This is a genomic window from Mesorhizobium sp. M1312, assembly GCF_040318115.1.
Classification (GTDB): Bacteria; Pseudomonadota; Alphaproteobacteria; order Rhizobiales; family Rhizobiaceae; genus Mesorhizobium.
Genome location: NZ_JAMYLQ010000036.1, coordinates 46,845 through 68,731, shown reverse-complemented (window position 1 = coordinate 68,731; position 21,887 = coordinate 46,845). Strand labels below are relative to the sequence as shown.

The following is a 21,887-nucleotide window of genomic DNA, read 5'->3' as shown; positions in this document are numbered from 1 at the left end:
TCCATTACACCCAAGGCTGCCTCCAAAAGCAGTCTTGAATCATGCTACGGTCAAAAAGGGAATCCTAAGAGTCCACACCACCTAGCCCTTGGATTTCGGCTTCAAACCGGCTTCCGCCTGCTTGACGGCCGAGCCGAAGGGCGAGGCCGGCTTTGCCGCCGCCTTGTCCTTCTTGGGCTTGCGTGTCTCGCGGTTGCTGCGCTGTTGACCCTTGGCCATTTCTTGGTCCTCGTGATTGGTTAACGTTGTGGTGGTTGATGGGCGCCTAAGCGCGTCGCGTTGAAAAGGATTCAGCCGACGCGCTTTAAGTTTTGTTTTATGCATGTCGTTGTCCCAAAACCGCTTCGCATTTTGGGCGACATGCATTAGGCGCTCGGATTGTCGGCCACTTCGAGATTATCTTCCGTGGTGACCCGCTCATGGGTCTCCTCGTCGCTGCGAATACGGTATTGCGGCGAGCCGTCCTTGACCGGCAGCTTGCTCTTGATCTGGAACAGCTCTGCGGTCTTCTGCACAAGGCCGGTGCGGCTCTTCATGCGAACGGTCTGGCCGATCGCGAAAAGATGCGCGGGCGTGTCGGTGCGCGGGCGCGCGTTCTGCTGGAAACGTATCATGCGGCATTCTCCTGGTCGCGCCTCAGCGCGGTTTCGAGTTCGGCGAGGTCGATGGCGACCAATTGGCTGGTCTGGCTTTTCACCGTCCTTGCCGGCAGATGGATGAAGGTGGCGACCCGGCGCCAGGCAAGCCACGACATGCCATCGATAAGCTCTTCATCATGGTCGATGTCGTAGTCGCCGGCCGGCAATTTTCCTTCCAGGCCGCCGAGCATGAAGGGTGACTCGAAATGCGCTATCGAATGGGTAGTTCGGCCAGACATTCTCGTGCCTCGAAGTCTCGTTTCCGGCTTGGATCCGATAAGGTGGCGCCCGCTTTGCGGCACCGGGGACTTGAATGTCATGTGTCCCTGTAGCGGCAATTTGGGTATCGGCGATCTGGAATGAGTTTGGCGGGTCGAGAACCTCTGACGCCGCGAGATGCCAAGCTTGGCCCAAAAAACGATCTCAATTCTTTAATCCGAAATTGCGGTTTATTCAAGAAGATTCCTGCCGAATCATGATCCATTCACAAAATTCGCTCTCTATAATCATTTGTAGAATGCTGATATGATTCAAGAGCTTTCTGAAAATGTCTGATACGTCGCCGGAACTTTTGTGCCGGCATCTATGTTTTATTTCGTTTGAAAGGAAAAATTTCATGATCTCTGTGAAAACGCCGAGTGGCGTAACCGTAACAATCAATCCCGTCGCCAAGCCGACCGTGGGGCCTGCGAAAGTCATGTCGGCGCGTCTGACGATACGAAGTGACGAGGCAGCAAGGCGAAAGATCGCCGACACCGACGGCACGCTGCGGCGGGCCAGACAGGTTGCTGAGACCAACCGCCTGATCTGACATGGCCGGCTTGCAGCGGCAAGTGGGGCGCGTCCTGTTGGACGCGCAAAGGGCGCTGTAGGACTTTGATTTCGTGCATGATCCTTTCCGACCCTCCGGTTCGGGTTATGCGCTGAGGAACTCGATTATGACGCTCAATTCCCCAACCGCAGCCGCTCCTACGACGCTGCGGCCAGGCGGATTCGTTTTGTCGGCCATGACGGCATGTTCGAAGTGCCGTTCTTTGTGGAGATTGCAGCGCTTTCGGCGGCAACGGCCACGAGCGGAGCGGAAGCCGAGTATCTCAGCGCCTTCGATGCGGAGCGTTCGTCGATCCAGGATGTTGCGCGCGAAGCCTATTCGCACGGCCGCAAGAACATGTATGTATTGACCTAGGCCGATTTCCGGTAAGCTGGCCTGCGAACCCTTGAACCTGCCGCGCCGATGGCCTAAATCGCGGCAGGCGGACAAAACACGGCAGGTTTTCCATCGACAGAGATCCGAGAAGACCGGCAGGCGCGGGCGCCAATTATGGCTCAGGCGGACAGCCGCCGCTGGGCCTCGACCAGCGCGTGCAGCAGGCGCTGCAATTACATCAGGCGGGGCGCCGGCAGGAAGCCGAGATGCTCTACCGGCAGGTGCTGGCGCAAAAGGCCAATCATGCGGCGGCAGCACATTTCCTCGGTTTGCTGCTGCACCAGACCGGGCGCAGCGCCGAAGGACTCGATCTCCTCGAACAGTCGGTGCGCCTGCAGCCCAAGAATCCAGATTTCCTCAACAACCTCGGCACGGTGATGCGCGACCTCGGCCGTGTCAGTGCAGCCGTCGACTTCTTCCGTGGCGCGGTGGCAATCCGTCCGGACCAACTCGCGGCGCGCGACAATCTCGGCTCCTCGCTGAAGCAGCTCGGCCAGTTCGAGGGCGCTGAAGAGATCTATCGCGGCACCATCGGTCGCAAACCGTTCCATGTCCGCGCCCGCATCGGGCTTGCCGAAACGCTGCAGGAGGCGGGGCGGCTGGAGGAGGCGCTTGCCGTCTTCCGCGAAGCATTGGCAATCCGGCCGAAGGACGCCGACCTGCTGCACGGTCTGGGCGTCGGGCTGATGGAGAAGGGCAGCCTCGGAGGGGCGGCGGAGCATTTCCGGCAGGCGCTGGCGGTCGATCCCGGCATGGCCAGGGCCTGGCTGATGCTCACCCAGGTCAAGCGCCAGCAGGAGCGCGACGCCGAGCTTGCCGGTATGGAGGCGCAGCACGCCAAGGCGCCGGAAGGCAGCCTGGCGCGCATGCAGCTTTCCTTCGGCCTCGGCAAGGCCAATGACGATCTGAAGGATTATGGCCGTGCCTTCGATTATTTCGCCGAAGGCAATGCGATCCGCCGCACGGGCATCGACTACGATGCGGCCAAGACACGCGCCGAATTCGAGGCGATGAAGGCGGTGTTCGACAAGCCCTTCTTCGACAAGCACAGACCGAGCGGGATCGCCGACGACACGCCGATCTTTGTCGTCGGCATGCCGCGCTCCGGCTCCACGCTGGTCGAGCAGATCATCGCCAGCCATCCGCAGGTCTATGGCGCCGGTGAGCTCAGCATATTGAAGACGGCGGTCGGCAAGCAGTTTCCACCTGGTATGAAGGGCGGTTTTCCCTGGGGCATCGCCGACTTGCCCGACAAGGCCTATGCCGAGGCAGGCCAAACCTATCTAGACCTGCTGCACGCCCGCTATCCTGGTTTCCGGCACGTCACCGACAAGATGCTCGGCAATTTCCTTTTGGTAGGCTTCATCCATCTGATGCTGCCCAAGGCCAAGATCATTCATTGCGTGCGCGATGCGGCGGCGACATGCCTGTCGATCTACAAGGTGCATTTCCGCGGCGACAGCCACCGCTACGGCTACGACCTCGGCGAGCTCGCCGATTTCCACAATCTCTACACCGATATCATGGCGCATTGGCGCACCGTTCTGCCTGATGTCGTGCATGATGTGCGCTACGAGGATTTCGTCGCCGACCAAGAAGGGCAGACGCGGGCGCTGATTGCCCATCTCGGCCTGCCATGGGACGATGCGGTGCTGTCGTTCCACGAGACCGACCGGCCGGTACGCACGGCGTCGGCGGCGCAGGTGCGCCAGCCGATGTACCAGGGCTCGGTCGATCTGTGGAAACGCTATGGCGACCGGCTTAAGCCACTGCTCGATCGGCTAGCGTAATTCGGGCCTACAGCTCAATGAAGGGCTGAAAGCCGCCGAAGATCATGCGCTTGCCGTCGAACGGCATCGCCGACCAGTCGGATTTCAGGCGTGGGTCGGCCATCACCTTGGCCACTACGGCATCGCGGCTCTGCCGCGATTCATAGACGACCCATGAGAAGACGACGACCTCGTCGTCCTTGGCCTGCACGGCGCGCGGGAACGAGGTGACCTCGCCATAGGGCACGTCGTCGCCTATGCATTCGACATAGGCGAGCGCACCATGCTCCTTCCAGACGGTGCCGCCGAGTTGCGCCATTTTCCTATAGGCATCGAGATTTGCCTTCGGCACGGCGAGTACGAAGCCATCGACATAGGACATTGTGGTTCTCCTTGGGTTGGATTTTTCCTTCTCCCACAACAAGGGGAGAAGGAAAGAAGGCGCTAGGCGGCCTTCACGGGCGCGTTCATTGCCCACTCGACACCGAACGGATCGCGCATGTTACCCCAGCGATCACCCCAGAACATCACTTGCAACGGCATTACTTCCTGGCAACCGGCATCGATGGCGCGCTTCCACCAGGCATCGATGTCGTCGCTGCCCAGGTGAAGCTGCATGGTGAAGCCCTGCGGCTTCACCGCGGCCATTCCGTGCTCGGGATAGAAGTCGGAAATCATCAAGGTCGAATCGTTGATGTGGAGATGGATGTGCATCGTCCGGCCCTGCTCGTCCGGCGGGTAGAAGAAGACCTGCTCGGCGCCGAACGCCTTCTGATAGAATTCTGAAGCCTTGAAGGCGCCGTCCAGCTGAAGGTAGGGCGTCAATCCGCCGAGGACTTTCGCGGCAGGTTGGGTTTGGGGCTGATTGTTCATGTCTTGCTCCTCTTTGGTTGGGCGTTGCGAACCACAGGACGAATGAGGCAGCGGCGATCCTACATGGCCGATGCGTTTTTGGTGCCGAGCGTGCGACGGCCGGCCCTTGTCAGGGAGCCAGGCCAATCCGCGGGCTGTTCTGTGCGTCGACGACGATTTCCGGCCAGCCGATGTCCTTGCGCAGTTCGATCGGCAATGAAAGGAGCGCGCGCTCGCTGCGGTAACGGGCGCGAGCCGCCGAGTAACGGGTCGCGATGCGACCTACGGATGAAAGAATGGACATGATGCTCTCTCCTCGATTGGCGCCGGCATCACCGTGTCGGCACCCCAAGGACGTAGCGCGCGGCCATGATCCGACAGACCGTCAGATTTTTTGCCACGGGACCGGATTCACTCCGCCATCGATGATCTCAGGCAGCTTCCATCTGCTCGATTGCGTCGAGTTCTGCCTTCTTGGCTTCGCCCTCTACCGCGAGATCGTAACTGGACTGCATGTTCATCCAAAACTGCGGCGTTGTTCCGAAAAACTTGGCAAGACGCAGCGCGGTGTCGGGAGTTACCGGTGTCGTCTCGCTGGCCAGGCGCTCGATGCGCGTGCGCGGAACATGCAGCTTTTTGGCCAGCGTGTAAGGCTTCAGACGAAGCGGAACAAGAAATTCCTCTCGAAGGATTTCTCCGGGATGGATCGGGGTGTCAAAGTACAACATTATAGGCTCCTGGCAGTGAGCGGTTTGACAATGGTTAATTGCCAAGGAAAGCGATGATCATGCGTCGTGCATCGTGGTATCGAGCCCTAGTGATAGTCGGTGATTTCGACATCCTCTGCTTGCCCGTCCACCCACCGAAAGCAGACGCGGAACTGATCGTTGATGCGGATTGAATGCTGACCGGCACGATTACCTTTCAGCGGTTCAAGCCTGTTGCCAGGCGGCGTCTTCAGGTCCGCTAGTTCGGCGGCGCTGTCGATCATGAACAACTTGCGCTGAGCCGAACGAACAAGATCAGAGGGGAAGCCTTTCGGGCCCTTGCCTTTCGAAACCGCCTCGCTGGTCTTGTCCTTGAACGAATCATCTGCAGTCTCTGGGAAACGTACCATCACATGATACGTCTCGGAAGTCAAGGCAACGTCTCATAAAATGATACGTAATTTTTGCGAACTCAAGGCTGGCGCTGGCGGGTCGGAACGTCGTCAAGCTTTGTGTCTCCATCTGAGCGTTGTTGCTCTACCTATGAAGGCTATTCAGCAGGGCCGTTCAGGCTCTTCGTAGTCGGATCGGATCTGCCAGACATCTTGTGCCAAATGACTCAATCTGCCGTCCCGGCGACCTCCCGGAAGAAATCCTCCGGGCTGTCGATCTCGGTCAGCCGCTGCTTCTCGATCAGCCAGAAGCGGTTACCGATCGACCTGATGAAGGAGCGGTCGTGCGAGGCCAGCACGCAGCTTGCCTGATGGGCGAGCAGTTCGGTTTCCAGCGCTTCCTGGCCGTCGATGTCGAGATGGTTGGTCGGCTCGTCGAGCAGGTAGAAGTTGGGATTGGCGAGCCTCAGCGCCAGCATCATCAGCCGCGCCTTCTGTCCGCCCGACAGTACGCCGATCCTGCGCTCCTGCATGTCGATGCCGACGCCTGCACCCGCCAGCAGCGAGCGGGCGCGCTGCTCGCCGACATCGAATCTGCGCGAGAGCATCGCCAGCGGCGTGTCGCCGCCGCTGATGCCCGACAGCGCCTGATCGCTGTAACCGAGCACCGTCGACGGCGTCACTTTCACGCCTTGCGCCGCCGTCTCCGGCTCGACGATGGCATTCCTGATCAGGCTGATAAGCCACGACTTGCCGACACCGTTGCGGCCAAGCAGGACGATGCGGTCGCCTTGGCAGATATGGCGCTTGCCGGTCCTGAACAGCAGCGTGCCGTCGGGCGTTTCGACCGCCACGTCGTCGAGCGTGATCAGCACCTTGGCATGGGTGCCGCGATTGGCGAGCTTTATCGCGCCCGCCGATTTCTCACGGTGCGTCGCCGCTACGACCTCCTCGATGCGCTGGGCGCGCTGGTTGAGCTGCTTGGTCTTGACCGTCAGCAGGTCACTGCCCGAGTTGATGCCGATGTTGTTGAGCTTGGCCGCTTGCCGGCGCAATTGCTGCGCCACCTTCATGTCGCGCTTGAATTTGCGCTCGGTCGAGGCGTCGATTTCGCTCAACGCATTGCGTGCCCGGGTATAGGGCAGCGAAAATACCGGCGACTGTTCGGGGCGCAGGAACAGCGTCCGGTTGGTCGTTGCGTCGAGGAAGGCGCGGTCGTGGCTGGCGATCACCACCGGCACCTCACGCGGCAGCGCATTCAGCCAGGTTTCGAGCTGGCTGATCTTGGCGAGGTCGAGATGGTTGGTCGGCTCGTCGAGAAGCAGGACGTCCGGATCGGTAACCCAGACGCGCGCGATCAGCGCCAGCCTTTGCCAACCGCCGCTCAAGGCCCGCATCGACCGCTCGCGCATAGGCTGCGGCACGTCGAGTGAATCGAGAACCACGTCGACGCGCCATTGCTCGCTTTCAGCCTGCTCGGCCGGCAAGGCGTCTGCCACCACCTGCTGAAAGCCGTGCTCGGCCAATGCTGCGGGAACGGCTTGCTCGACATAGCCGACGCGCAGGCCGCGCGTGCGGGTGATATCGCCTGATGTCGGCTCCATTTCGCCGGTCAGGCACTTCAGCAAAGTGGATTTGCCGCGGCCGTTGGCGGCAACGATGCCGAGGCGGTCGCCGGTGCCGATGGTGAGATCGAGGTTGGAGAAGAGCGGCGCACTCATGGTGACGCCGAGGGACTTGAGGCTGATCAGGGCCATGTGGTTTCTCTGGTCTGCCCGGAGGGAGGTTCCGGTTCGATGCACTTTGACGGTGCGCAGGCAGGCCATCAGGCTCGGCGTTGCGGCACCACGAAGGGCAAACCAAGAAAATCGAAGCGGGAGAACCCGGACCGTCTCTGGTCAGCCCTGCAAGCAAGCTCGCAGGGCAGGGACAGGGCCGCGCTGACGGTGATGGTCGATATTCACGCAGCCCTCCTTTGAGACGTTCGAGTTGTAGAGATTGGCTACACCAAGGGTGGGGCTGATGGCAAGTAGGCCGTCCCAATAGGGCTTCAGGCAAGCGGTAGCGCCGATCTCCGGAGCAGGCACTGTCGGCGAAGCTGCCGATCCCCCCTTGCGGGGGAGATGCCCGGCAGGGCAGAGGGGGGTGCTGTCCCTCGGCTTGTCACCAATTGCAGTCAATACCCCCAGCTGATTCCGGTTGGGAACTGTTGAAATCGGGCGTTGGTGATCCTTCCCACCCCCCTCTGTCCTGCCGGACATCTCCCCCGCAAGGGGGGAGATCGGATGTCGCTTCGGCTTCGCCAATCATCAACGCTGGAACGTGGTGAGCAGCGCAAATTCGAAGCAATTGCTTGCCTACCGTCCCGGCCTGCCCGTCTTACCCGGCCGGCGCTTTTCACGGCGGGCATCGGCTGGATCTTCGTAGGAGCCGATGCCGGCACGTTCGCGCTTGACCGGCTTGTCGCCGTCAACAGGCTTTTCCGTGCGTCGCACCGTCATCTCGTCGAGCGAGTTCTTCTTGAACAAGGGCTTGGTCGAGTCGCCGGGGATGCCGAAATCGGAACCGTGCGCCTCCTGCGCCGACTGCTTCTTGAACAGCGAACGGGACACTGCGCCTGACGGCGTCGTCATGTCGGTGCCAGGCCCCATATCGTCCAGTGACGGCTTCGAAAACAGCGGCTTCTTCACCGGCACGGCGCCGTCGGCGCCCATCTCGTCGAGCGCCGGCTTGCGGAAGAGGTTGGGCCGGGCCGCCTCTTCGGCGGCACGTGCCGCGTCCAGTTTGCGGAAACGCTCTTGTTCCTCTGATGTACGATGTTTGGCCACACCCTTGTTGTGCTTACCCTTCTCGCGGCCCGAAATCGGACTTTCCATGTCAGCATATTTGGCCAGCGGATCGTCGGAGATGGACAGCTCCATCTCGCGCAGCCGCATGATCTCGTCGCGGATGCGGGCCGCCTTCTCGAAATCAAGATTGGCGGCGGCGTCGCGCATCTGCTTGTCCATCGCGTCGAGATGGGCTTTCAGATTGTTGCCCATCATCGCGCCGGCGCTGTCGGTGAACTGCGAGATGTCGGCGCGGACATGATCCTTCTCATAGACCGAGTCCAGGATGTCGGAGATGCGCGACTTGACCGATTCCGGGGTGATGCCGTTGGCCGCGTTCCACTCCATCTGCTTCTCGCGACGGCGGTTGGTCTCGGCCATCGCCCGTTCCATCGAGCCGGTGATCTGGTCGGCGTAGAGGATGACCTTGCCGTCGACGTTTCGGGCGGCGCGGCCGATGGTCTGGATCAGCGAAGTTTCGGAGCGCAGGAAGCCCTCCTTGTCGGCATCGAGAATGGCAACGAAGCCGCATTCGGGGATGTCGAGACCTTCGCGCAACAGGTTGATGCCGACCAGCACGTCGAAGGCGCCGAGGCGCAGGTCACGCAAGATCTCGATGCGCTCCAGCGTGTCGATGTCGGAGTGCATGTAGCGGACGCGAATGCCCTGCTCGTGCAAATACTCGGTTAGATCCTCGGCCATACGCTTGGTCAGCACGGTGACCAGCGTGCGGTAGCCGGCCTTGGTGGTTTCGCGGATTTCGCCGACGACATCGTCGACCTGGGTCTTGGCCGGACGCACCTCAACCGGCGGGTCGATCAGGCCGGTTGGGCGGATGACTTGCTCGGCAAAGACGCCGCCGGACTGTTCCATCTCCCAGCCGCCGGGCGTCGCCGAAACCGCGACTGAAAGCGGGCGCATCGCGTCCCACTCCTCGAAGCGCAGCGGCCGGTTGTCCATGCAGGACGGCAAGCGGAAGCCGTATTCGGCCAGCGTCGCCTTGCGGCGGAAGTCGCCGCGATACATGCCGCCGATCTGCGGCACGGTGACATGGCTTTCGTCGATGAAAACCAGCGCATTGTCGGGGATGTATTCGAACAGGGTCGGCGGCGGATCGCCCGGCTGGCGGCCGGTGAGATAGCGCGAATAATTCTCGATGCCGGCGCAGGAGCCGGTTGCCTCAAGCATCTCGAGATCGAAGCGGGTGCGCTGCTCCAGCCGCTGCGCCTCCAGCAGGCGACCTGCCCGTTCGAGTTCGACCAGCCGGTGCTTGAGCTCTTCCTTGATCGACCTGATGGCCTGGTTCAAAGTCGGGCGCGGCGTGACATAGTGCGAATTGGCGTAGATCTTGACGCTCTTCAATTCGCCGGTCTTCTGGCCGGTCAGCGGGTCGAATTCGGTGATCGCCTCGATCTCGTCGCCGAACAGTGAAATGCGCCAGGCACGGTCCTCAAGGTGAGCCGGAAAGATCTCGATCGTGTCGCCTCGCACGCGGAACGAGCCGCGGACGAAGTTGATATCCTGGCGCTTGTACTGTTGCGCGACGAGATCGGCGAGCAGCGCGCGCTGGTCGAGCCGGTCGCCGATCTGCATCTGGAAGGTCATCGCCGTGTAGGTTTCGACCGAGCCGATACCGTAGATGCAGGACACCGAGGCGACGATGATGACGTCGTCGCGCTCCAGAAGCGAGCGCGTCGCCGAGTGGCGCATGCGGTCGATCTGCTCGTTGATCGACGATTCCTTCTCGATGAAGGTGTCCGTCCGGGGCACATAGGCTTCCGGCTGGTAGTAGTCGTAGTAGGAGACGAAATACTCGACGGCGTTTTCCGGGAAAAACTTCTTGAATTCGGAATAGAGCTGCGCGGCCAGCGTCTTGTTGGGGGCGAGGATCAGAGCAGGACGCTGCGTTTCCTCGATCACCTTGGCCATGGTGAAGGTTTTTCCGGAACCGGTGACACCGAGCAGCACCTGGGTGCGGTCGTTGTCATTGACGCCCTCGACAAGGTCCTTGATCGCCGTCGGCTGGTCACCGGCCGGCTCGAAATCCGACACCATCTTGATGGCGATGCCGCCTTCGGATTTTTCGGGCCGGGCCGGACGGTGCGGCGTCCACAGCACGCCGTCCTTGTGCAAGGGATTGCCCGATTCGATCAGCGCCGACAGCGCCGCCACGGTGGCGGTGACGCCGCCGGAGGCCATGGTCTCGGCCTGTTCCAGCGAAACATCGAGGCCGGCGACCGGATTGAGCCCGGCCGCAGTGCGTTCCCTGGCAGACGCCGCGCCACCCATAGAGGTGCCGCGTGCCGTGCGGCCGGGGGAGGAGGAGCGCTCGGGGATCTTTTTCTGCTTGGCGCCTTCCTTCCCCCTCGAGGGGAGGGTGGCGGCCGAGCCGCCGGGTGGGGTCGGTGCGGCAGCGCTTGGCGACCCCTCATGTTGAGCGCTTCCTTTGCCGACCCCCTCTGTCGCCTTCGGCGACATCTCCCCCTCAAGGGGGGAGACTTGGCGCCCTTCCTTCTCGGCTTCCTGCTCGATCTGCTCGGCCCAATCCGCGATCGAGCCGGTCAGCGGCGTGCCTGAGAATTCAGCCTGCGGCGCCTCGGCAAAGCCGCCCTTGTGCAACGGCTCCGAGGCATCGAGAAAATCGGTCAGCGGGCTGCGCCGCTTGGGCGGTGAAGCGCGATCGTCACGCGCCGGCGAAGGCGTTTTTTTATCGGAAGGTTTGGCCATGTCCCAAATATGGGAGGTATCGGCCAAAATGGAAAGAGCGGAGTGGTGAGGGGCGCGAGACGAAACCAAGCTGCTGACATAAGGGTGTCAGGAGCGATGTCGAAACGCGCGCTCAGTTGAACCACAGCGCAAACGTCAAAAACCCGGCGCCGCCGAACTGGCGCTGGATCTGGTCGAACTCTTCGCTGGTGAGGATCTTTCCGCTCTCGAGATAGGGCGCGATGGCCGGGCCGGTGATCGACAGCACCAGGTCGAAGAGCTTCGGCTCGTCGAAGAAGCGTTTCATGTTGATGCCTTTGTCGGCGAAGCGAAAATGCGGCAGCAAGGTGCGGCCTTCGAGCAGATCCTCGGCCATATCAAGCGCGGCGTGCCAGGCCTGGACCTGCTCCTCGCCGACCTCCAGGCCGGTGAGCGGGCTGGCGCCTTTCTGTTGCGGGCCGGGCAGCCATTCACGGTCGTTGTCGGTCTCGGCGCGGATCGCCTTCCAGTCTTCGCGAGACAGCCGGATCATTTCCATGAGATGGCGACGCGCCGCCTGCCGGCGCTCCGGCTCGACGACCGGCCAGTTGACCAGATGAACCAGCGAGATGAAGTCGGCGATGCGCCATTCGGACGACAACATGCCGCCGCTCATGCCGCCGTCTGGCGGAACGAGCGTGTCCTGCAGCGGCAATTTGGCGCGCGGAAACAGCATGTGGAACGAACCGTCGAAGGCGTTCCTGAAATCATGCGCCAGCCAGAAATCGGCCTGCGCCATCAGGAATTCGGCATAGCCCTGCAGCCAGTAGCCATCGGCGCGGTCGAAGCGGAAGGCGAGGGCGGGTGTGGCCGGGTCCGGCGCGCCGCCGCGTGACAGGGATGCCATGATCGCGGCGGCGCTTTCGTCCGGCGCGATCTGGCCATCCTCGTTGAGGTCGATGCCGAGACGTGTGAGGTCGACCTCCATGCCGATGTCGGCATCGGCAGGCACGGATCCAAGCGTGGCGGCGGACTTTTCCAACCGATCGCGGAAGGCGACCAGGATGGCGCGGAAGCCGTCGTAGGTCAGCGGCTCGGGATTGGGATTGTCCGGCACCGGCAGCCGCATCAGCGGCAGTATGAAGGATTGCGGGCTTTCGAAGCCGTGGCGGTGCAGGCCGCCGGCCAGGATCTCCAGCGCGGTGAAGAATTCACCGGCGCCGGCGGCATAGGCCGACGCGGGATTAGTGGGTGCAGCGGCTTCCAGCGCAGTAAGCGTGCTGTCGCGGTCGGCTACGGTTTTTGCCTCGAACAGGGCGGCCGGTTCGGGGGCTGCGGCACCGGCAGAAGCAACCGGCAGCAGCGGAATAAGGGCCGATGCCAGCAGGCTCGAAAATCGCGTCATCTTGGTCCTCCGGTATGCCGTTCGGCGGCAACCATATACGCATCTTGTGTGCTGCGCCTACTGCGGGGTATCTGACCGCACGATTCCGAACGGAGGCGCTTCGCTATATGGGGCGCATCGTCTACCGTGGCAGTTCATTCCGGTGCAGGCTGCGCGTGTCGAACTATCCGCTTTCCTACAAATTGTCCTGGCTGCCGCGTTTCTTGAAGCCTTCGCTCAGCGGCGATCAACAAGGCTTTGCGCCGGTAGCCGCAGCGACAATGGAGCCGCCACCGGGGCGGACGGTGCGGCTCGCCTTTGTCGGCGATATCTCGGCAGTGGCCAATCGTAGAGCGCCGGACTGCGACCCGGCAATCGTCGCGCTGCTCGCCTCCGCCGATCTGGTGGTCGGCAATTGCGAAAGCCCGGTGGTGGAGCGACCGAGCGCGGCGATGGGCACGAAACTTGGCACCCTTCATGCCATGACCGAGCGGTTTCTCGCCGACGCCTTGGCGGCTGTCGGCGTCTCGCGTGAGAAACTGGTGCTGTCGCTCGCCAACAACCATGTGCTCGACCAGGGCGTCGAGGGCTTCGACGAGACTGTGGCGGCGCTGAACCGTCTCGGCATCCGCAGTGTCGGTACCGCCGCCGCCGGTCCGGTCGAACGCCTTGCTGTCGGGCCGCTGACAATAGGCTTTGCCGCTTTCACGCTGTGGCGCAATGCCGGCGCGGCTGCGTTCGCGGGCCGTGTGTCGATGCACGGCGACCCGGCACGATGGCCGCGCGGCGCCGCCGTCGACCTCACCTGTGCCGTGCCACATTGGGATTGGGAATTCCGGCATTTTCCACAAGCCGCAACGCGGGCATTGGCACGGCATTTGGCCGCGCGCGGCGTCGGGCTGATCGCTGGCCATCATGCCCATGTCGTGCAGCCGGTGGAGCGGATCGGCAAGGCGCTCGTCGCCTATGGGCTCGGCGATTTCCTGGGCACCGCCTTTGTGCGCCAGCCGTGGCCCGGCCGTATCGGGGGCATCTTGACCGCCGATATCAGCGCTGACGCCGGCACGCGCGGCGCCATTGCCGCGTACCGGCTGCAAGCCTTCATGCGGCTGCGCGCCGGCGACCATGAGCGGCTGGTTCCCATTGAGGCGCTGGAGGGCGCATTAAGGCAAAAGGTTACGGCCCGTTTCGTTGCGGTTTTTGGTAACGGGAATTGATGGCCACGGTTGACTGGTGGCTCGGATAAATTGTGTGGGCTCACCACCATCCCAACGCTGTAGTCGCGCGACTTTCCGCAAAATCGGCTATTGTCCGCGCTGGGTGTTCGGCCTTTCGACGGTGGGATGGCGATGGAAGCAGCGGATTTCATGCCTGATGAAACTGACATCGCCGGCATCAAAAGGAATCTCGAGGCCTATGAGGCCAGGCGAGCTTCGGCCTACCGGCAAGTCCGCTGGCGGGTGCCGCTGTTCATCGGCCTGGTGCTGTTGTTCGTGGCGCTTGTCGCCTGGCTTTTCAATATGATCGCCGATCCATACGAGCGATGGTTCTCGACGCCGCATGTGCTCCTCTATGTCGCCGGGTTCGTGGCGGCGATCCTGCTCTATTTCCAGGCGGTCAAGCCGGCGAGCACGTTGCAGCGATCGATCCGCAAGACGCTGCTGCCTATCATCTTCGGTTTTATTGAGGACATGCGGTACCAGCATGAGGTGACGCCGAATTCATTCGACCGGCTGCCGCGCGGGACGATCGGCACTTTCAACACCAAGCGCTTCGACGACATCGTCTCCGGCCGCTACGAGGGATTTCCGTTCGAGCTTTACGAAGCCGATCTCCGGCAAGGCACGGGCAAGAGCGGCACGATAGCATTCAAGGGGATCGTCGTCGCCTTCGAGACGATCGTGCCGTTCCCCGGCATATTGGTGGCCGCCCGCCGGACAGACGTGGCCGTCGGGTTCTTCCGCGGCATGTTCGCCAGCAAGATGCAGGAATTATCATGCGGCGTGCCCGAGCTCGATGCCGCCTACGACTTCCGCACCGACAATGTCGAGGCGGCGCAGCCGCTGGTGAGCGGCCGGCTGGCGCAGGCGCTGACATGGCTCAGCGAGATCTGGCCTGATGATCCGGCGCGTGTTGCGCTCAATGGCGGCGACGGTTTTCTGCTGTTGCCGCAGACGAAGGATTTCTTCGAGCTGCCGGATACCTCCGTGCCGCTCGACTACACCAAGCATGTCGCGCCGATGATATCAGACATGGGCGCGATGCTGGCGACGGCGGCGCTGGTGCGCAAGATCGGCGCAAAAGACGAGGCGGCGGGTTAGCAGGATTGGCAGAAGGTCACGCTTAACAGTCGAAGCCTTAGTTGTTTCGGAGAGAATCCACGTCTTCTCTCGGCATCTTCTTCAACATCACACAGACGGTGAAGCTGCCCACCTGGCGACCGTTCTTGGTGTATCCCCAGTCGGAAATATCATCCCGGGTGAATTCGATGTCCTGGCCATTCACGACGTTACGCACAGCCTGCGGCTCGTTTGCCAATGTTCCTGCAAATCCGGTCGCGGTCCGGTGGAAGGGGATGACCCAGAAGTGTTCGGCTGCGTTTCCGTCCTCGACCACGACCTTCAATTTGAACCTGGCTGTTCCGGGCGGCGGCGTCTCGGACAGTGTCAGAAATTGATCGAGGCTGGCGCGTGCCTGTTCGATCGCCGCCGCCATCTCCGGATCGTCCGGGCCCACGGTTAGGAGCCTGTCGCCGCCCTGATCAGGGCTTTGTGCCCTAGCTGATGCCGGAACAAGCGCCAACATCACGGACAGCATGGTGCGGGTTGGAAGGTTCATGGGGCGGCGGCCTTCAACCTTCACCAGAACGCCGCGATCATCAGGCATCGAGCTTGAATTTTCAAGCGCAGCTTCATGCCGAAGATCGATGGAAAGCGGTCTGGGCATGGCCGACGAATACACGGGCGCTGACCGACGTGACGACTAGGCATAGTGGCTGCTTCTTTCTGCACTACACGGGCAAGGCGCGTCCGCGTCCTATCCGGAACTGCCGGCCTTCCTGGCGAGGAAGCGAGAGTGTGACCCGGAGCTGTTCTCCTCTACCTTCTACCGTGCGATCAAGGCGCTGAGCGGCATGGCTTGAGTCGCTTACAAACCGCCCGGCATTTTCGCAGCCAGCCAGTTCGCCGACCGCTTCGCCAAGCCGGTCGTTGCAAATGCGGCCCGGCCAAGGTCGGTCTTGACCAAGGCATAACCGGTCTTCGTCCGATACAGCACCGAGCGTCCGCCATCGACCGAGGCTTCAAAGGCGACCGGCCTGGCAGCCTCTGTTTCCGTGGCTGTTGCCTGCGACCCGACAGCAACGCTGGGCCGACGGCTCAATTCGGACGGGAGTGGGTCGGTGGCGGTCTGCGCTGCCGCCGCCAACTCAAGCGTCGGGGCCGTCGCGGCAAGCCGCGACAACGTGTGCGTTGTGCGGCAGATGCCGGACAGGAGCGGGTAGTTGAAATTGCGCTCGTGCAACATCTGGCTTTTCATCGCCGCTTCGCAGTCGGCGATCGTCGACCACTTGGCCGGCGTCTCACCGATATACTCGCAAAGCCTGGCATCGCAGTCGCAGCCGTCGATGGTCATGGCGACAAGGGCGGTCTTGATCACGGTCCTTCGAGTTGCCTTGGCGAGTGCTTCAAGGACGTGCGTCGCTGGTGCGTCACCAATCGCCGTGGATCAAGGCGGGATTTGGCCGCGATTGTGGAATGTGCGTGGCGGAGCACAAGGGAAGGTTTCAGGAGTTCCGCCTGTGGCCGAACGGCATCAGGTAGTCGTCGACGTGATCGAGCTTGGCGCCTGCCTTCATCAGGCGGCAGACCGGAGTGCAGCTTGATAGCGCCTGGTGATGAAGATCGTGCCGTCGGCACCGTAATCGCGCTCGCCCAAGGTCCGGCGTTACGCTGAAGCCGCGCCCATAACACTCGCGGGATGGCTATAAAAGACAGTCGGCGCCGGGATTTCTCCCAGCGCCTCCCTGTCAGATCAGGACACGGTCGCGGCAGCAACTTCCGTAAAGAGGTCGCGCCATGCCGGCCTTGATGTTGACGGTCCTGCCAGCCACCGCCCGAGGGCAGCGTCCGTTCGGGACCTCGCCAGTCTCCACCCTTGCGAGCTTCGTCCAGCGCGCCATCGAAGGTTTTTGCCGTCCTTCATGGGCAGCATCGGTCCGCCGTAGGCGTTCGCACGCTTTCCGCGGCCCCGTAGGTCTCGGCATCCCTCGTCAAAACAGGCAAGCCTGCTTTCATTCGGGGGCCGTACGGGCCTCAGGAAATCCGCCGTTTCGCTTTGCCTTTCGACTTGGCAATCGGTAGCCGCCTGAGATTGGGTTTAACGTACGCCGAGTAAGCGTTTGGCGAAACAGCCGCGAGCCTGTGAATAGCGGGATTATTGGGGACCAAATTCGGCGTCGGAGCGTTTTTTTGGATGAGGATGCAGGGGGGCGGGACACGCGCTCATCTGCGGCGGGCAGTGTGATCAAACATTCGGCTCTTGCCCGACATCGCGGCACGGGCTTCAATGCCTGCAAAGGATTTTAGGACAGCAGTGTCGCTGCGATCCTTTGAGGAGGGCGTTGTTGAAGGTCGGGGTGGTTCTCAATCCGATTGCCGGTGGCGGCCGGCTCAAACGGCATTGGCCGGAGGTCAGTGCTTCGCTCAGGAAACATTTCGGCGATTTCGAGCTGCGCGAAACGCAGGCGACCGGCGACGCCGAACGGCTGGCGCTCGTCCTTGCCGCCAGCGGTTTCGACCTGGTGATCGCGGCGGGCGGCGACGGCACCGCCAGCGAAGTCGCCGACGGGCTGCTGCAGGCGTTTGCGGAAAGCGGCCGGACGGCCGAGCTCGGCCTGCTGCCTTGCGGCGCCGGCATCGATTTCGCCCGCGGGCTCGGCCTGTCTGGCGAGGTCGACCTGACGTTGAAGCGCATCGCCGATGCCAAGGCCCACAAGGTCGATGCCGGCCGCATCTCCTATGTCGATGACCATGGCGCGCTGGCCAGCCGCCATTTCATCAACATCGCCAGCCTCGGGCTTTCAGGCGCCACCGATCGCGCGGTCAACGCCGACAAGCGCAAGGGCAAGGTGTCGGCCAAGGCGCTGTTCTACTGGCGCACTGTTTGGGAATTCATGCGCTACCGGTTCCAGGACGTTGTGATCACCGTCGATGACGGCGTCCCGGTCGAGGCGCGCGTGGCGCTGGTGGCGGTGGCCAACGGAAAATTCTTCGGCGGCGGCATGATGATCGCGCCGGATGCCGAACTGGACGACGGTCAATTCGACATCGTCATCCTGCGTGCGGCTGGCAAGCTGAAACTGATCTGGGACATCCGTCTGCTCTATGGCGGGCGGCATCGCAACCATCCGGCGATCACCATTTTGCGCGGCAAGAAAGTGGTTGTCGAACCGCTCGGTGATGCGCAAAAGAACGCCGCGCTGGTCGACGTAGACGGTGAATCGCCGGGGCGCATACCGGCGACCTTCGAGATTCTGCCGGGCGCGCTTACGCTGAGGTATTGAATCAAAGTGTTGAGAGACTGATTCAAGTCCTTTCGGGTGCGATTCCGACGATCCAGCCAATATGCTGAAATCGCTGGACAATTGCCTGACATCAGGCCTCGAGCCTGGCCGGAAAACCTGGGGCGCGAAGGTCGGTCCCGACGGCATCTTCCAGAATCTTGACGATCATGGTCGACCAGGCGCTGCCACCATAGGTGTCCTTGCCCTGTTCGAATGTGGCGTTGACGCGTGCGGCGAGATCAAGCGGCACGCCGAATTTTTCGCCCATGCCCAATGCAAAGCCGAGGTCCTTCAATGCCAGGTCCATGGTGAAGCCGATATCGTAGGAGCCGTTCAGCACCAGCTGACTCTCGGTCTCGTGGACGAAGCTGTTGCCGGACGAGGCTGATATGGCGTGGTAGGACTGGGCAAGATCCAGCCCGCCCTTCCTGGCCAGCATGAGCGCTTCGCCGACGGCGATAAGATGGATGAAGGCTAGCATGTTGGTGATGACCTTGATCACCGCCGCCGAACCGATCGGCCCCATCAGGAAAGACTTTGCGCACATCGCGTCGATGGCCGGACGGTGGCGCTTGTAGAGTGCCGGATCGCCGCCGACCAGTGCCGTGATCTTGCCGACGGCCGCCAGATGCACGCCGCCAGTAACTGGACATTCGAGCGTCTCGACGCCGCTTGCCTTAGCTAGGGATGCAAGGCGCAGGATCTCCTCTTGGCCATTGGTCGACATCTCGATCCAGCTTCCGCCCTTGGGCAGGCCTTCGAGCAATCCGCCGGGACCGGTCAGTACCGCCTCGCTGATATCAGGCGACGGCAGGCAGGTGATGGCGTTGCCGGCCAGGGCGGCTGCCTCGGCTGGGCTCTTTGCGGCGGTCGCGCCGAGCGTCAACAGGCGCTCGACAGCCGCGGGATCGCGGTCGAAGACGGTGATGGTGAAACCATTGCGAATCAGGCTGGCGGCGAGGTGACCGCCGAGATGGCCAAGGCCGATGAAGGCGTAACGCTCGCGCGCGCTCACGGCATCAACGGCGTCTGCATCATCTGCAGATGCAGGTCTTTGCCGGTCCAGGGATGCGCCTCGCAGACGGCTTCGTCGAGCTCGACGCCAAGGCCTGGTTCGTTCGACGGAATGACGTTGCCGTCCTGCCATTCGATCTTTTTCTTCAGCAGTTTTTCGTGAAAACCGTCCCACTGTTTCAGCGATTCCAGGATGAGGAAGTTGGGCAAGGTCACGGCAAGCTGGATGTTGGCCGCACCGACGATCGGTCCGCAATAGCAGTGCGGGGCGACCTGGATGTGGTAGGCCTCGGCCATGGCGGCGATCTTCTTAGTTTCCAGAATGCCGCCGGAACGGCCGAGGTCCGGCTGCAAAATGGTCGCCGCGCGATTCTCGATGACACGGGCGAATTCGAACTTGGTCGTCAGCCGTTCGCCGGTGGCGATCGGGATAGACGTGCCACGCGCCACCTGTGCCATTACTTCCGGCATGTCGGGCGGCACCGGTTCCTCGAACCACAGCGGGTCGTAAGGTTCGATGGCGCGGGCCAGGCGCAGCGCGCCCGATGCGGTGAACTGGCCATGCGTGCCGAACAGGATGTCAGCCCTGGTGCCGACCGCCTCGCGGATTGCCTTGATCATGCGGGTGGAGAGATCGATGTCGACGAGACGCGGCTGGTGACCGTCAAAGGCGGTGTAGGGGCCGGCCGGGTCGAGCTTGACGGCATTAAAACCCTGCTCGACATATTCGAGCGCGCATTCGGCCGCCATTTCGGGATCGTTGTAGACGTTCTTGCCGCGCGCATCCTCCGAGTGGACGCTGCCGCTGTGTGGGTAGAGGTAGGTATAGGAACGCAGCGTTTCGTGCACCTGGCCGCCGAGCAGCTTGTAGACCGGCTTGCCGGCCTCCTTGCCGATAATGTCCCAGCAGGCGATTTCGAGCGCCGAAAAACAGCCCATGCCGGACACGTCGGGGCGCTGAGTGAAGCCGGACGAATAGGCGCGGCGGAAGAAATTCTCGATGTCGTGCGGATCGCGGCCGATGAGGTAGCGCTCGGCCATGTCCTCGACCATCCTGGCGGTGACGTGGGCCGAGAAGGTGGCGTTGTACGCCTCGCCATAGCCGACCACGCCGCCGTCGGTGGTGAGCTTGACGAAGATGAAATACTTGCCGCCGATGCCGGGCGGCGGATTGCCGACAACCCAGGTCTTCACCTCGATGATTTTCATTTTTGATCCTCCAGAACCAGTTCGGCGCCCTTCCATCCGGTCATGATCGAGGCGGCGTTGGTGTTGCCGGTGATGTTATCGGGAAAGATCGAGGCGTCGATGACGCGCAAGCCGGCGAGGCCGTGAACGGTCAGGCGCGGGTCGACAACGGCGCGCGCATCGTCCGGTCCCATGCGACATGTCGAGACCGGGTGGTAGACGGTGCCCGAACGCTTCCTGAAATCCTGAATGAGATCCGCGTCCGAGGTGATTGACGGGCCCGGCAAAACCTCTTCCTCGATGATCTCGGCCATCGCCGGCATGGCGGCGATCTTCCTCACGAACTTCACCGCCGCCAGCATTTCGGCGACGTCCGCCTCGGTCGAAAAGGCATTGGCGACGATCTTCGGATAGTCACGCGGATTGCTGGAGCGGATCATGATTTCGCCACGGCTCGACGGACGGCAGTTGGACAGGCCGATGGAAAAGCCCGGCCACGGGTCGGGCGTCAGGATCGGGCGCTCGCCGCTCTTCGGGATGACGGTCGAGAATGCCTGGAAATAAAGCTGCATGTTGGGCCGTGAAATGGCCGGATCGGTGCGGAAGAAGCCGCCGGCATTGTTCATTGACAGCGACAGCGGGCCGGAACGCATCAGCATGTATTGCATGCCGACCATGAGTTTGCCCCACCACGGGCGCAGGATCTGGTTGAGCGTTGGCAGCCTGCCCTTGAACGTGTAGTTGATGCCGACATGATCCTGCAGGTTCGCGCCGACATTCTCATTGGCGTGAATGACGGGAATACCGAGCGCGCTAAGCAGCGCCGAGGGACCGACCCCGGAAAGCTGCAGCAACTGGGGTGAATTGACCGAGCCACCCGACAGGATGATCTCGCGGCCGGCGCGGGCAGCTTTCGTCTCACCGTTCTGCAGGTACTCGATGCCGACGGCGCGCTTGCCCTCGAACAGGATCCTGGTCGCCAGCGCATTCATCTCGACGCGGAAATTTTTTCGCTTCATCGCCGGCCGCAGGAAGGCGCGGGCGGCCGACATGCGGCGGCCGTTCCTGGTGGTGATCTGATAGATGCCGACGCCTTCCTGAGACTCGCCGTTGAAATCCGGGTTGAACGGCAGGCCGGCCTGATTCGCGGCCGCCAGATAGCGCTTTGTGAGCGGATGGACGGAGGTCGAGCAGTCGGTGATGTGCAACGGACCGCCAACCCCGCGCCATTGGCCGGCGCCGGCCTGATTGTCCTCGAGCGCCTTGTAGGCAGGCAGGAGATCGTCGAAACCCCAGCCGGGGTTGCCGGCTGCTGCCCAAGCGTCGAAATCCTCGCGCGCACCCCGGATCCAGACCATGGCGTTGATCGAGCTCGATCCGCCGAGCAGCTTGCCGCGCGGCCAATGGTCGACATTGCCGGCGAGGCCGGGGTCCGGCTCGGTCTTGTAGTTCCAGTTGACCGCCGGGTCGAAGAAGGTCTTGCCGTAGCCGAGCGGCATCTGCACGTAAAAACGGCGGTCGCTGCCGCCGGCTTCGATCACCAATACCGAGAAGCGGCCGGAAGCCGACAGTCTTTCGGCCAGAACCGAGCCGGCCGAGCCGGAGCCGACGACGATGAAATCATAGGTCTGCATGATGGCTGCGGCCGGCTCCGAACTTT

General features: G+C 62.3%; 21 protein-coding genes and 1 pseudogene. 6 read left to right on the top strand and 16 right to left on the bottom strand.

The features are described from left to right. Positions 1-81 precede the first annotated feature (81 nt). The 3 genes from NKH36_RS30025 to NKH36_RS30015 all read right to left on the bottom strand — a co-directional run bounded on the left by NKH36_RS30025 (position 82) and on the right by NKH36_RS30015 (position 877). Entirely contained in the window at positions 82-219 is a 138-nt protein-coding gene (locus NKH36_RS30025) for a hypothetical protein (RefSeq protein ID WP_164547135.1), read from the bottom strand. A gap of 146 nt (positions 220-365) precedes the next feature. Next, the gene (locus NKH36_RS30020; protein ID WP_095488858.1) at positions 366-614 is read right to left on the bottom strand and encodes a hypothetical protein; all 249 of its coding nucleotides are present in this window, start codon (positions 612-614) and stop codon (positions 366-368) included. Continuing rightward, positions 611-877 (bottom strand): hypothetical protein, encoded by a 267-nt coding sequence (locus NKH36_RS30015; RefSeq protein WP_352961268.1) that lies wholly within the window; start codon positions 875-877, stop codon positions 611-613. The genes NKH36_RS30020 and NKH36_RS30015 overlap by 4 nt, the downstream gene beginning before the upstream one ends. A gap of 377 nt (positions 878-1,254) precedes the next feature. Here NKH36_RS30015 and NKH36_RS30010 point away from each other — a divergent pair, with 377 nt between their 5' ends. From NKH36_RS30010 to NKH36_RS30000, 3 genes and pseudogenes are all read left to right on the top strand, one after another. Next, on the top strand, positions 1,255-1,449 hold the full coding sequence (locus NKH36_RS30010; protein ID WP_352961270.1) for a hypothetical protein: 195 nt from the start codon (positions 1,255-1,257) through the stop codon (positions 1,447-1,449). 126 nt (positions 1,450-1,575) lie between these two features. Then, positions 1,576-1,824, top strand: a pseudogene (locus NKH36_RS30005) (DUF1488 family protein); the annotation flags it as partial. A 227-nt stretch (positions 1,825-2,051) separates the two neighbouring features. Continuing rightward, positions 2,052-3,635, top strand: a complete 1,584-nt coding sequence (locus NKH36_RS30000) for a tetratricopeptide repeat-containing sulfotransferase family protein (RefSeq protein WP_352961272.1) — start codon at positions 2,052-2,054, stop codon at positions 3,633-3,635. 7 nt (positions 3,636-3,642) lie between these two features. On the opposite strand, the gene NKH36_RS29995 is transcribed toward NKH36_RS30000, so the two are convergent. From NKH36_RS29995 to NKH36_RS29960, 8 genes are all read right to left on the bottom strand, one after another. Further along, the gene (locus NKH36_RS29995) at positions 3,643-3,996 is read right to left on the bottom strand and encodes a DUF1428 domain-containing protein (RefSeq protein ID WP_352961274.1); all 354 of its coding nucleotides are present in this window, start codon (positions 3,994-3,996) and stop codon (positions 3,643-3,645) included. 62 nt (positions 3,997-4,058) lie between these two features. Next, a complete protein-coding gene (locus tag NKH36_RS29990; RefSeq protein ID WP_352961276.1) occupies positions 4,059-4,487 on the bottom strand; it encodes a VOC family protein in 429 nt (142 codons plus the stop codon). A gap of 109 nt (positions 4,488-4,596) precedes the next feature. Beyond that, a complete protein-coding gene (locus tag NKH36_RS29985) occupies positions 4,597-4,770 on the bottom strand; it encodes a hypothetical protein (protein WP_082982752.1) in 174 nt (57 codons plus the stop codon). Positions 4,771-4,897: 127 nt separating this feature from the next. After that, positions 4,898-5,194 carry a HigA family addiction module antitoxin gene (locus tag NKH36_RS29980; protein ID WP_352961278.1) on the bottom strand — a complete coding sequence of 99 codons (297 nt, stop codon included), beginning with the start codon at positions 5,192-5,194 and terminating at the stop codon, positions 4,898-4,900. 86 nt (positions 5,195-5,280) lie between these two features. After that, positions 5,281-5,583 carry a type II toxin-antitoxin system RelE/ParE family toxin gene (locus NKH36_RS29975; protein WP_352961280.1) on the bottom strand — a complete coding sequence of 101 codons (303 nt, stop codon included), beginning with the start codon at positions 5,581-5,583 and terminating at the stop codon, positions 5,281-5,283. Between the two features lie 209 nt (positions 5,584-5,792). Further along, positions 5,793-7,322 (bottom strand): ABC-F family ATP-binding cassette domain-containing protein, encoded by a 1,530-nt coding sequence (locus NKH36_RS29970; RefSeq protein WP_352961282.1) that lies wholly within the window; start codon positions 7,320-7,322, stop codon positions 5,793-5,795. A gap of 600 nt (positions 7,323-7,922) precedes the next feature. Further along, on the bottom strand, positions 7,923-11,120 hold the full coding sequence (uvrB, locus tag NKH36_RS29965; RefSeq protein WP_352965637.1) for an excinuclease ABC subunit UvrB: 3,198 nt from the start codon (positions 11,118-11,120) through the stop codon (positions 7,923-7,925). Positions 11,121-11,232: 112 nt separating this feature from the next. Beyond that, a complete protein-coding gene (locus NKH36_RS29960) occupies positions 11,233-12,483 on the bottom strand; it encodes a hypothetical protein (protein WP_352961286.1) in 1,251 nt (416 codons plus the stop codon). Between the two features lie 155 nt (positions 12,484-12,638). Here NKH36_RS29960 and NKH36_RS29955 point away from each other — a divergent pair, with 155 nt between their 5' ends. Beyond that, the gene (locus NKH36_RS29955) at positions 12,639-13,679 is read left to right on the top strand and encodes a CapA family protein (RefSeq protein WP_352961288.1); all 1,041 of its coding nucleotides are present in this window, start codon (positions 12,639-12,641) and stop codon (positions 13,677-13,679) included. A gap of 132 nt (positions 13,680-13,811) precedes the next feature. Next, entirely contained in the window at positions 13,812-14,783 is a 972-nt protein-coding gene (locus NKH36_RS29950) for a hypothetical protein (RefSeq protein ID WP_352961393.1), read from the top strand. A gap of 37 nt (positions 14,784-14,820) precedes the next feature. Here NKH36_RS29950 and NKH36_RS29945 read toward each other — a convergent pair whose 3' ends face one another. Then, positions 14,821-15,348, bottom strand: coding sequence for a YegJ family protein (locus tag NKH36_RS29945; protein ID WP_352961290.1), 528 nt, complete (start codon positions 15,346-15,348; stop codon positions 14,821-14,823). A 261-nt stretch (positions 15,349-15,609) separates the two neighbouring features. Further along, positions 15,610-16,119, bottom strand: coding sequence for a hypothetical protein (locus NKH36_RS29940; RefSeq protein WP_352961292.1), 510 nt, complete (start codon positions 16,117-16,119; stop codon positions 15,610-15,612). Between the two features lie 967 nt (positions 16,120-17,086). On the opposite strand from NKH36_RS29940, the gene NKH36_RS29935 reads away from it, so the two are divergent. Next, the gene (locus NKH36_RS29935) at positions 17,087-18,025 is read left to right on the top strand and encodes a diacylglycerol/lipid kinase family protein (RefSeq protein WP_352961294.1); all 939 of its coding nucleotides are present in this window, start codon (positions 17,087-17,089) and stop codon (positions 18,023-18,025) included. A 91-nt stretch (positions 18,026-18,116) separates the two neighbouring features. Here the strand turns inward: NKH36_RS29935 and NKH36_RS29930 are convergent, their stop codons facing one another. From NKH36_RS29930 to NKH36_RS29920, 3 genes are read right to left on the bottom strand one after another with little or no spacing between them, the layout of a single operon-like run. Continuing rightward, positions 18,117-19,040: an NAD(P)-dependent oxidoreductase gene (locus NKH36_RS29930; protein ID WP_352961296.1), complete on the bottom strand. Its 924-nt coding sequence runs from the start codon at positions 19,038-19,040 to the stop codon at positions 18,117-18,119. After that, the gene (locus tag NKH36_RS29925; RefSeq protein WP_352961298.1) at positions 19,037-20,248 is read right to left on the bottom strand and encodes a mandelate racemase/muconate lactonizing enzyme family protein; all 1,212 of its coding nucleotides are present in this window, start codon (positions 20,246-20,248) and stop codon (positions 19,037-19,039) included. Before NKH36_RS29925 ends, NKH36_RS29930 begins: the two co-directional genes overlap by 4 nt. Continuing rightward, positions 20,245-21,861 (bottom strand): GMC family oxidoreductase, encoded by a 1,617-nt coding sequence (locus NKH36_RS29920; protein ID WP_352961300.1) that lies wholly within the window; start codon positions 21,859-21,861, stop codon positions 20,245-20,247. The genes NKH36_RS29925 and NKH36_RS29920 overlap by 4 nt, the downstream gene beginning before the upstream one ends. Positions 21,862-21,887: the final 26 nt, after the last annotated feature.

Excerpts from the sequence above, each read along its gene's own strand:
- NKH36_RS30025 (WP_164547135.1), bottom strand. The coding sequence starts at position 219 with ATGGCCAAGGGTCAACAGCGCAGCAACCGCGAGACACGCAAGCCCAAG.
- NKH36_RS30020 (WP_095488858.1), bottom strand. The coding sequence starts at position 614 with ATGATACGTTTCCAGCAGAACGCGCGCCCGCGCACCGACACGCCCGCG.
- NKH36_RS30015 (WP_352961268.1), bottom strand. The coding sequence starts at position 877 with ATGTCTGGCCGAACTACCCATTCGATAGCGCATTTCGAGTCACCCTTC.
- NKH36_RS30010 (WP_352961270.1), top strand. The coding sequence starts at position 1,255 with ATGATCTCTGTGAAAACGCCGAGTGGCGTAACCGTAACAATCAATCCC.
- NKH36_RS30000 (WP_352961272.1), top strand. The coding sequence starts at position 2,052 with ATGCTCTACCGGCAGGTGCTGGCGCAAAAGGCCAATCATGCGGCGGCA.
- NKH36_RS29995 (WP_352961274.1), bottom strand. The coding sequence starts at position 3,996 with ATGTCCTATGTCGATGGCTTCGTACTCGCCGTGCCGAAGGCAAATCTC.
- NKH36_RS29990 (WP_352961276.1), bottom strand. The coding sequence starts at position 4,487 with ATGAACAATCAGCCCCAAACCCAACCTGCCGCGAAAGTCCTCGGCGGA.
- NKH36_RS29985 (WP_082982752.1), bottom strand. The coding sequence starts at position 4,770 with ATGTCCATTCTTTCATCCGTAGGTCGCATCGCGACCCGTTACTCGGCG.
- NKH36_RS29980 (WP_352961278.1), bottom strand. The coding sequence starts at position 5,194 with ATGTTGTACTTTGACACCCCGATCCATCCCGGAGAAATCCTTCGAGAG.
- NKH36_RS29975 (WP_352961280.1), bottom strand. The coding sequence starts at position 5,583 with ATGGTACGTTTCCCAGAGACTGCAGATGATTCGTTCAAGGACAAGACC.
- NKH36_RS29970 (WP_352961282.1), bottom strand. The coding sequence starts at position 7,322 with ATGGCCCTGATCAGCCTCAAGTCCCTCGGCGTCACCATGAGTGCGCCG.
- uvrB (WP_352965637.1), bottom strand. The coding sequence starts at position 11,120 with ATGGCCAAACCTTCCGATAAAAAAACGCCTTCGCCGGCGCGTGACGAT.
- NKH36_RS29960 (WP_352961286.1), bottom strand. The coding sequence starts at position 12,483 with ATGACGCGATTTTCGAGCCTGCTGGCATCGGCCCTTATTCCGCTGCTG.
- NKH36_RS29950 (WP_352961393.1), top strand. The coding sequence starts at position 13,812 with ATGGAAGCAGCGGATTTCATGCCTGATGAAACTGACATCGCCGGCATC.
- NKH36_RS29945 (WP_352961290.1), bottom strand. The coding sequence starts at position 15,348 with ATGCCTGATGATCGCGGCGTTCTGGTGAAGGTTGAAGGCCGCCGCCCC.
- NKH36_RS29925 (WP_352961298.1), bottom strand. The coding sequence starts at position 20,248 with ATGAAAATCATCGAGGTGAAGACCTGGGTTGTCGGCAATCCGCCGCCC.
- NKH36_RS29920 (WP_352961300.1), bottom strand. The coding sequence starts at position 21,861 with ATGCAGACCTATGATTTCATCGTCGTCGGCTCCGGCTCGGCCGGCTCG.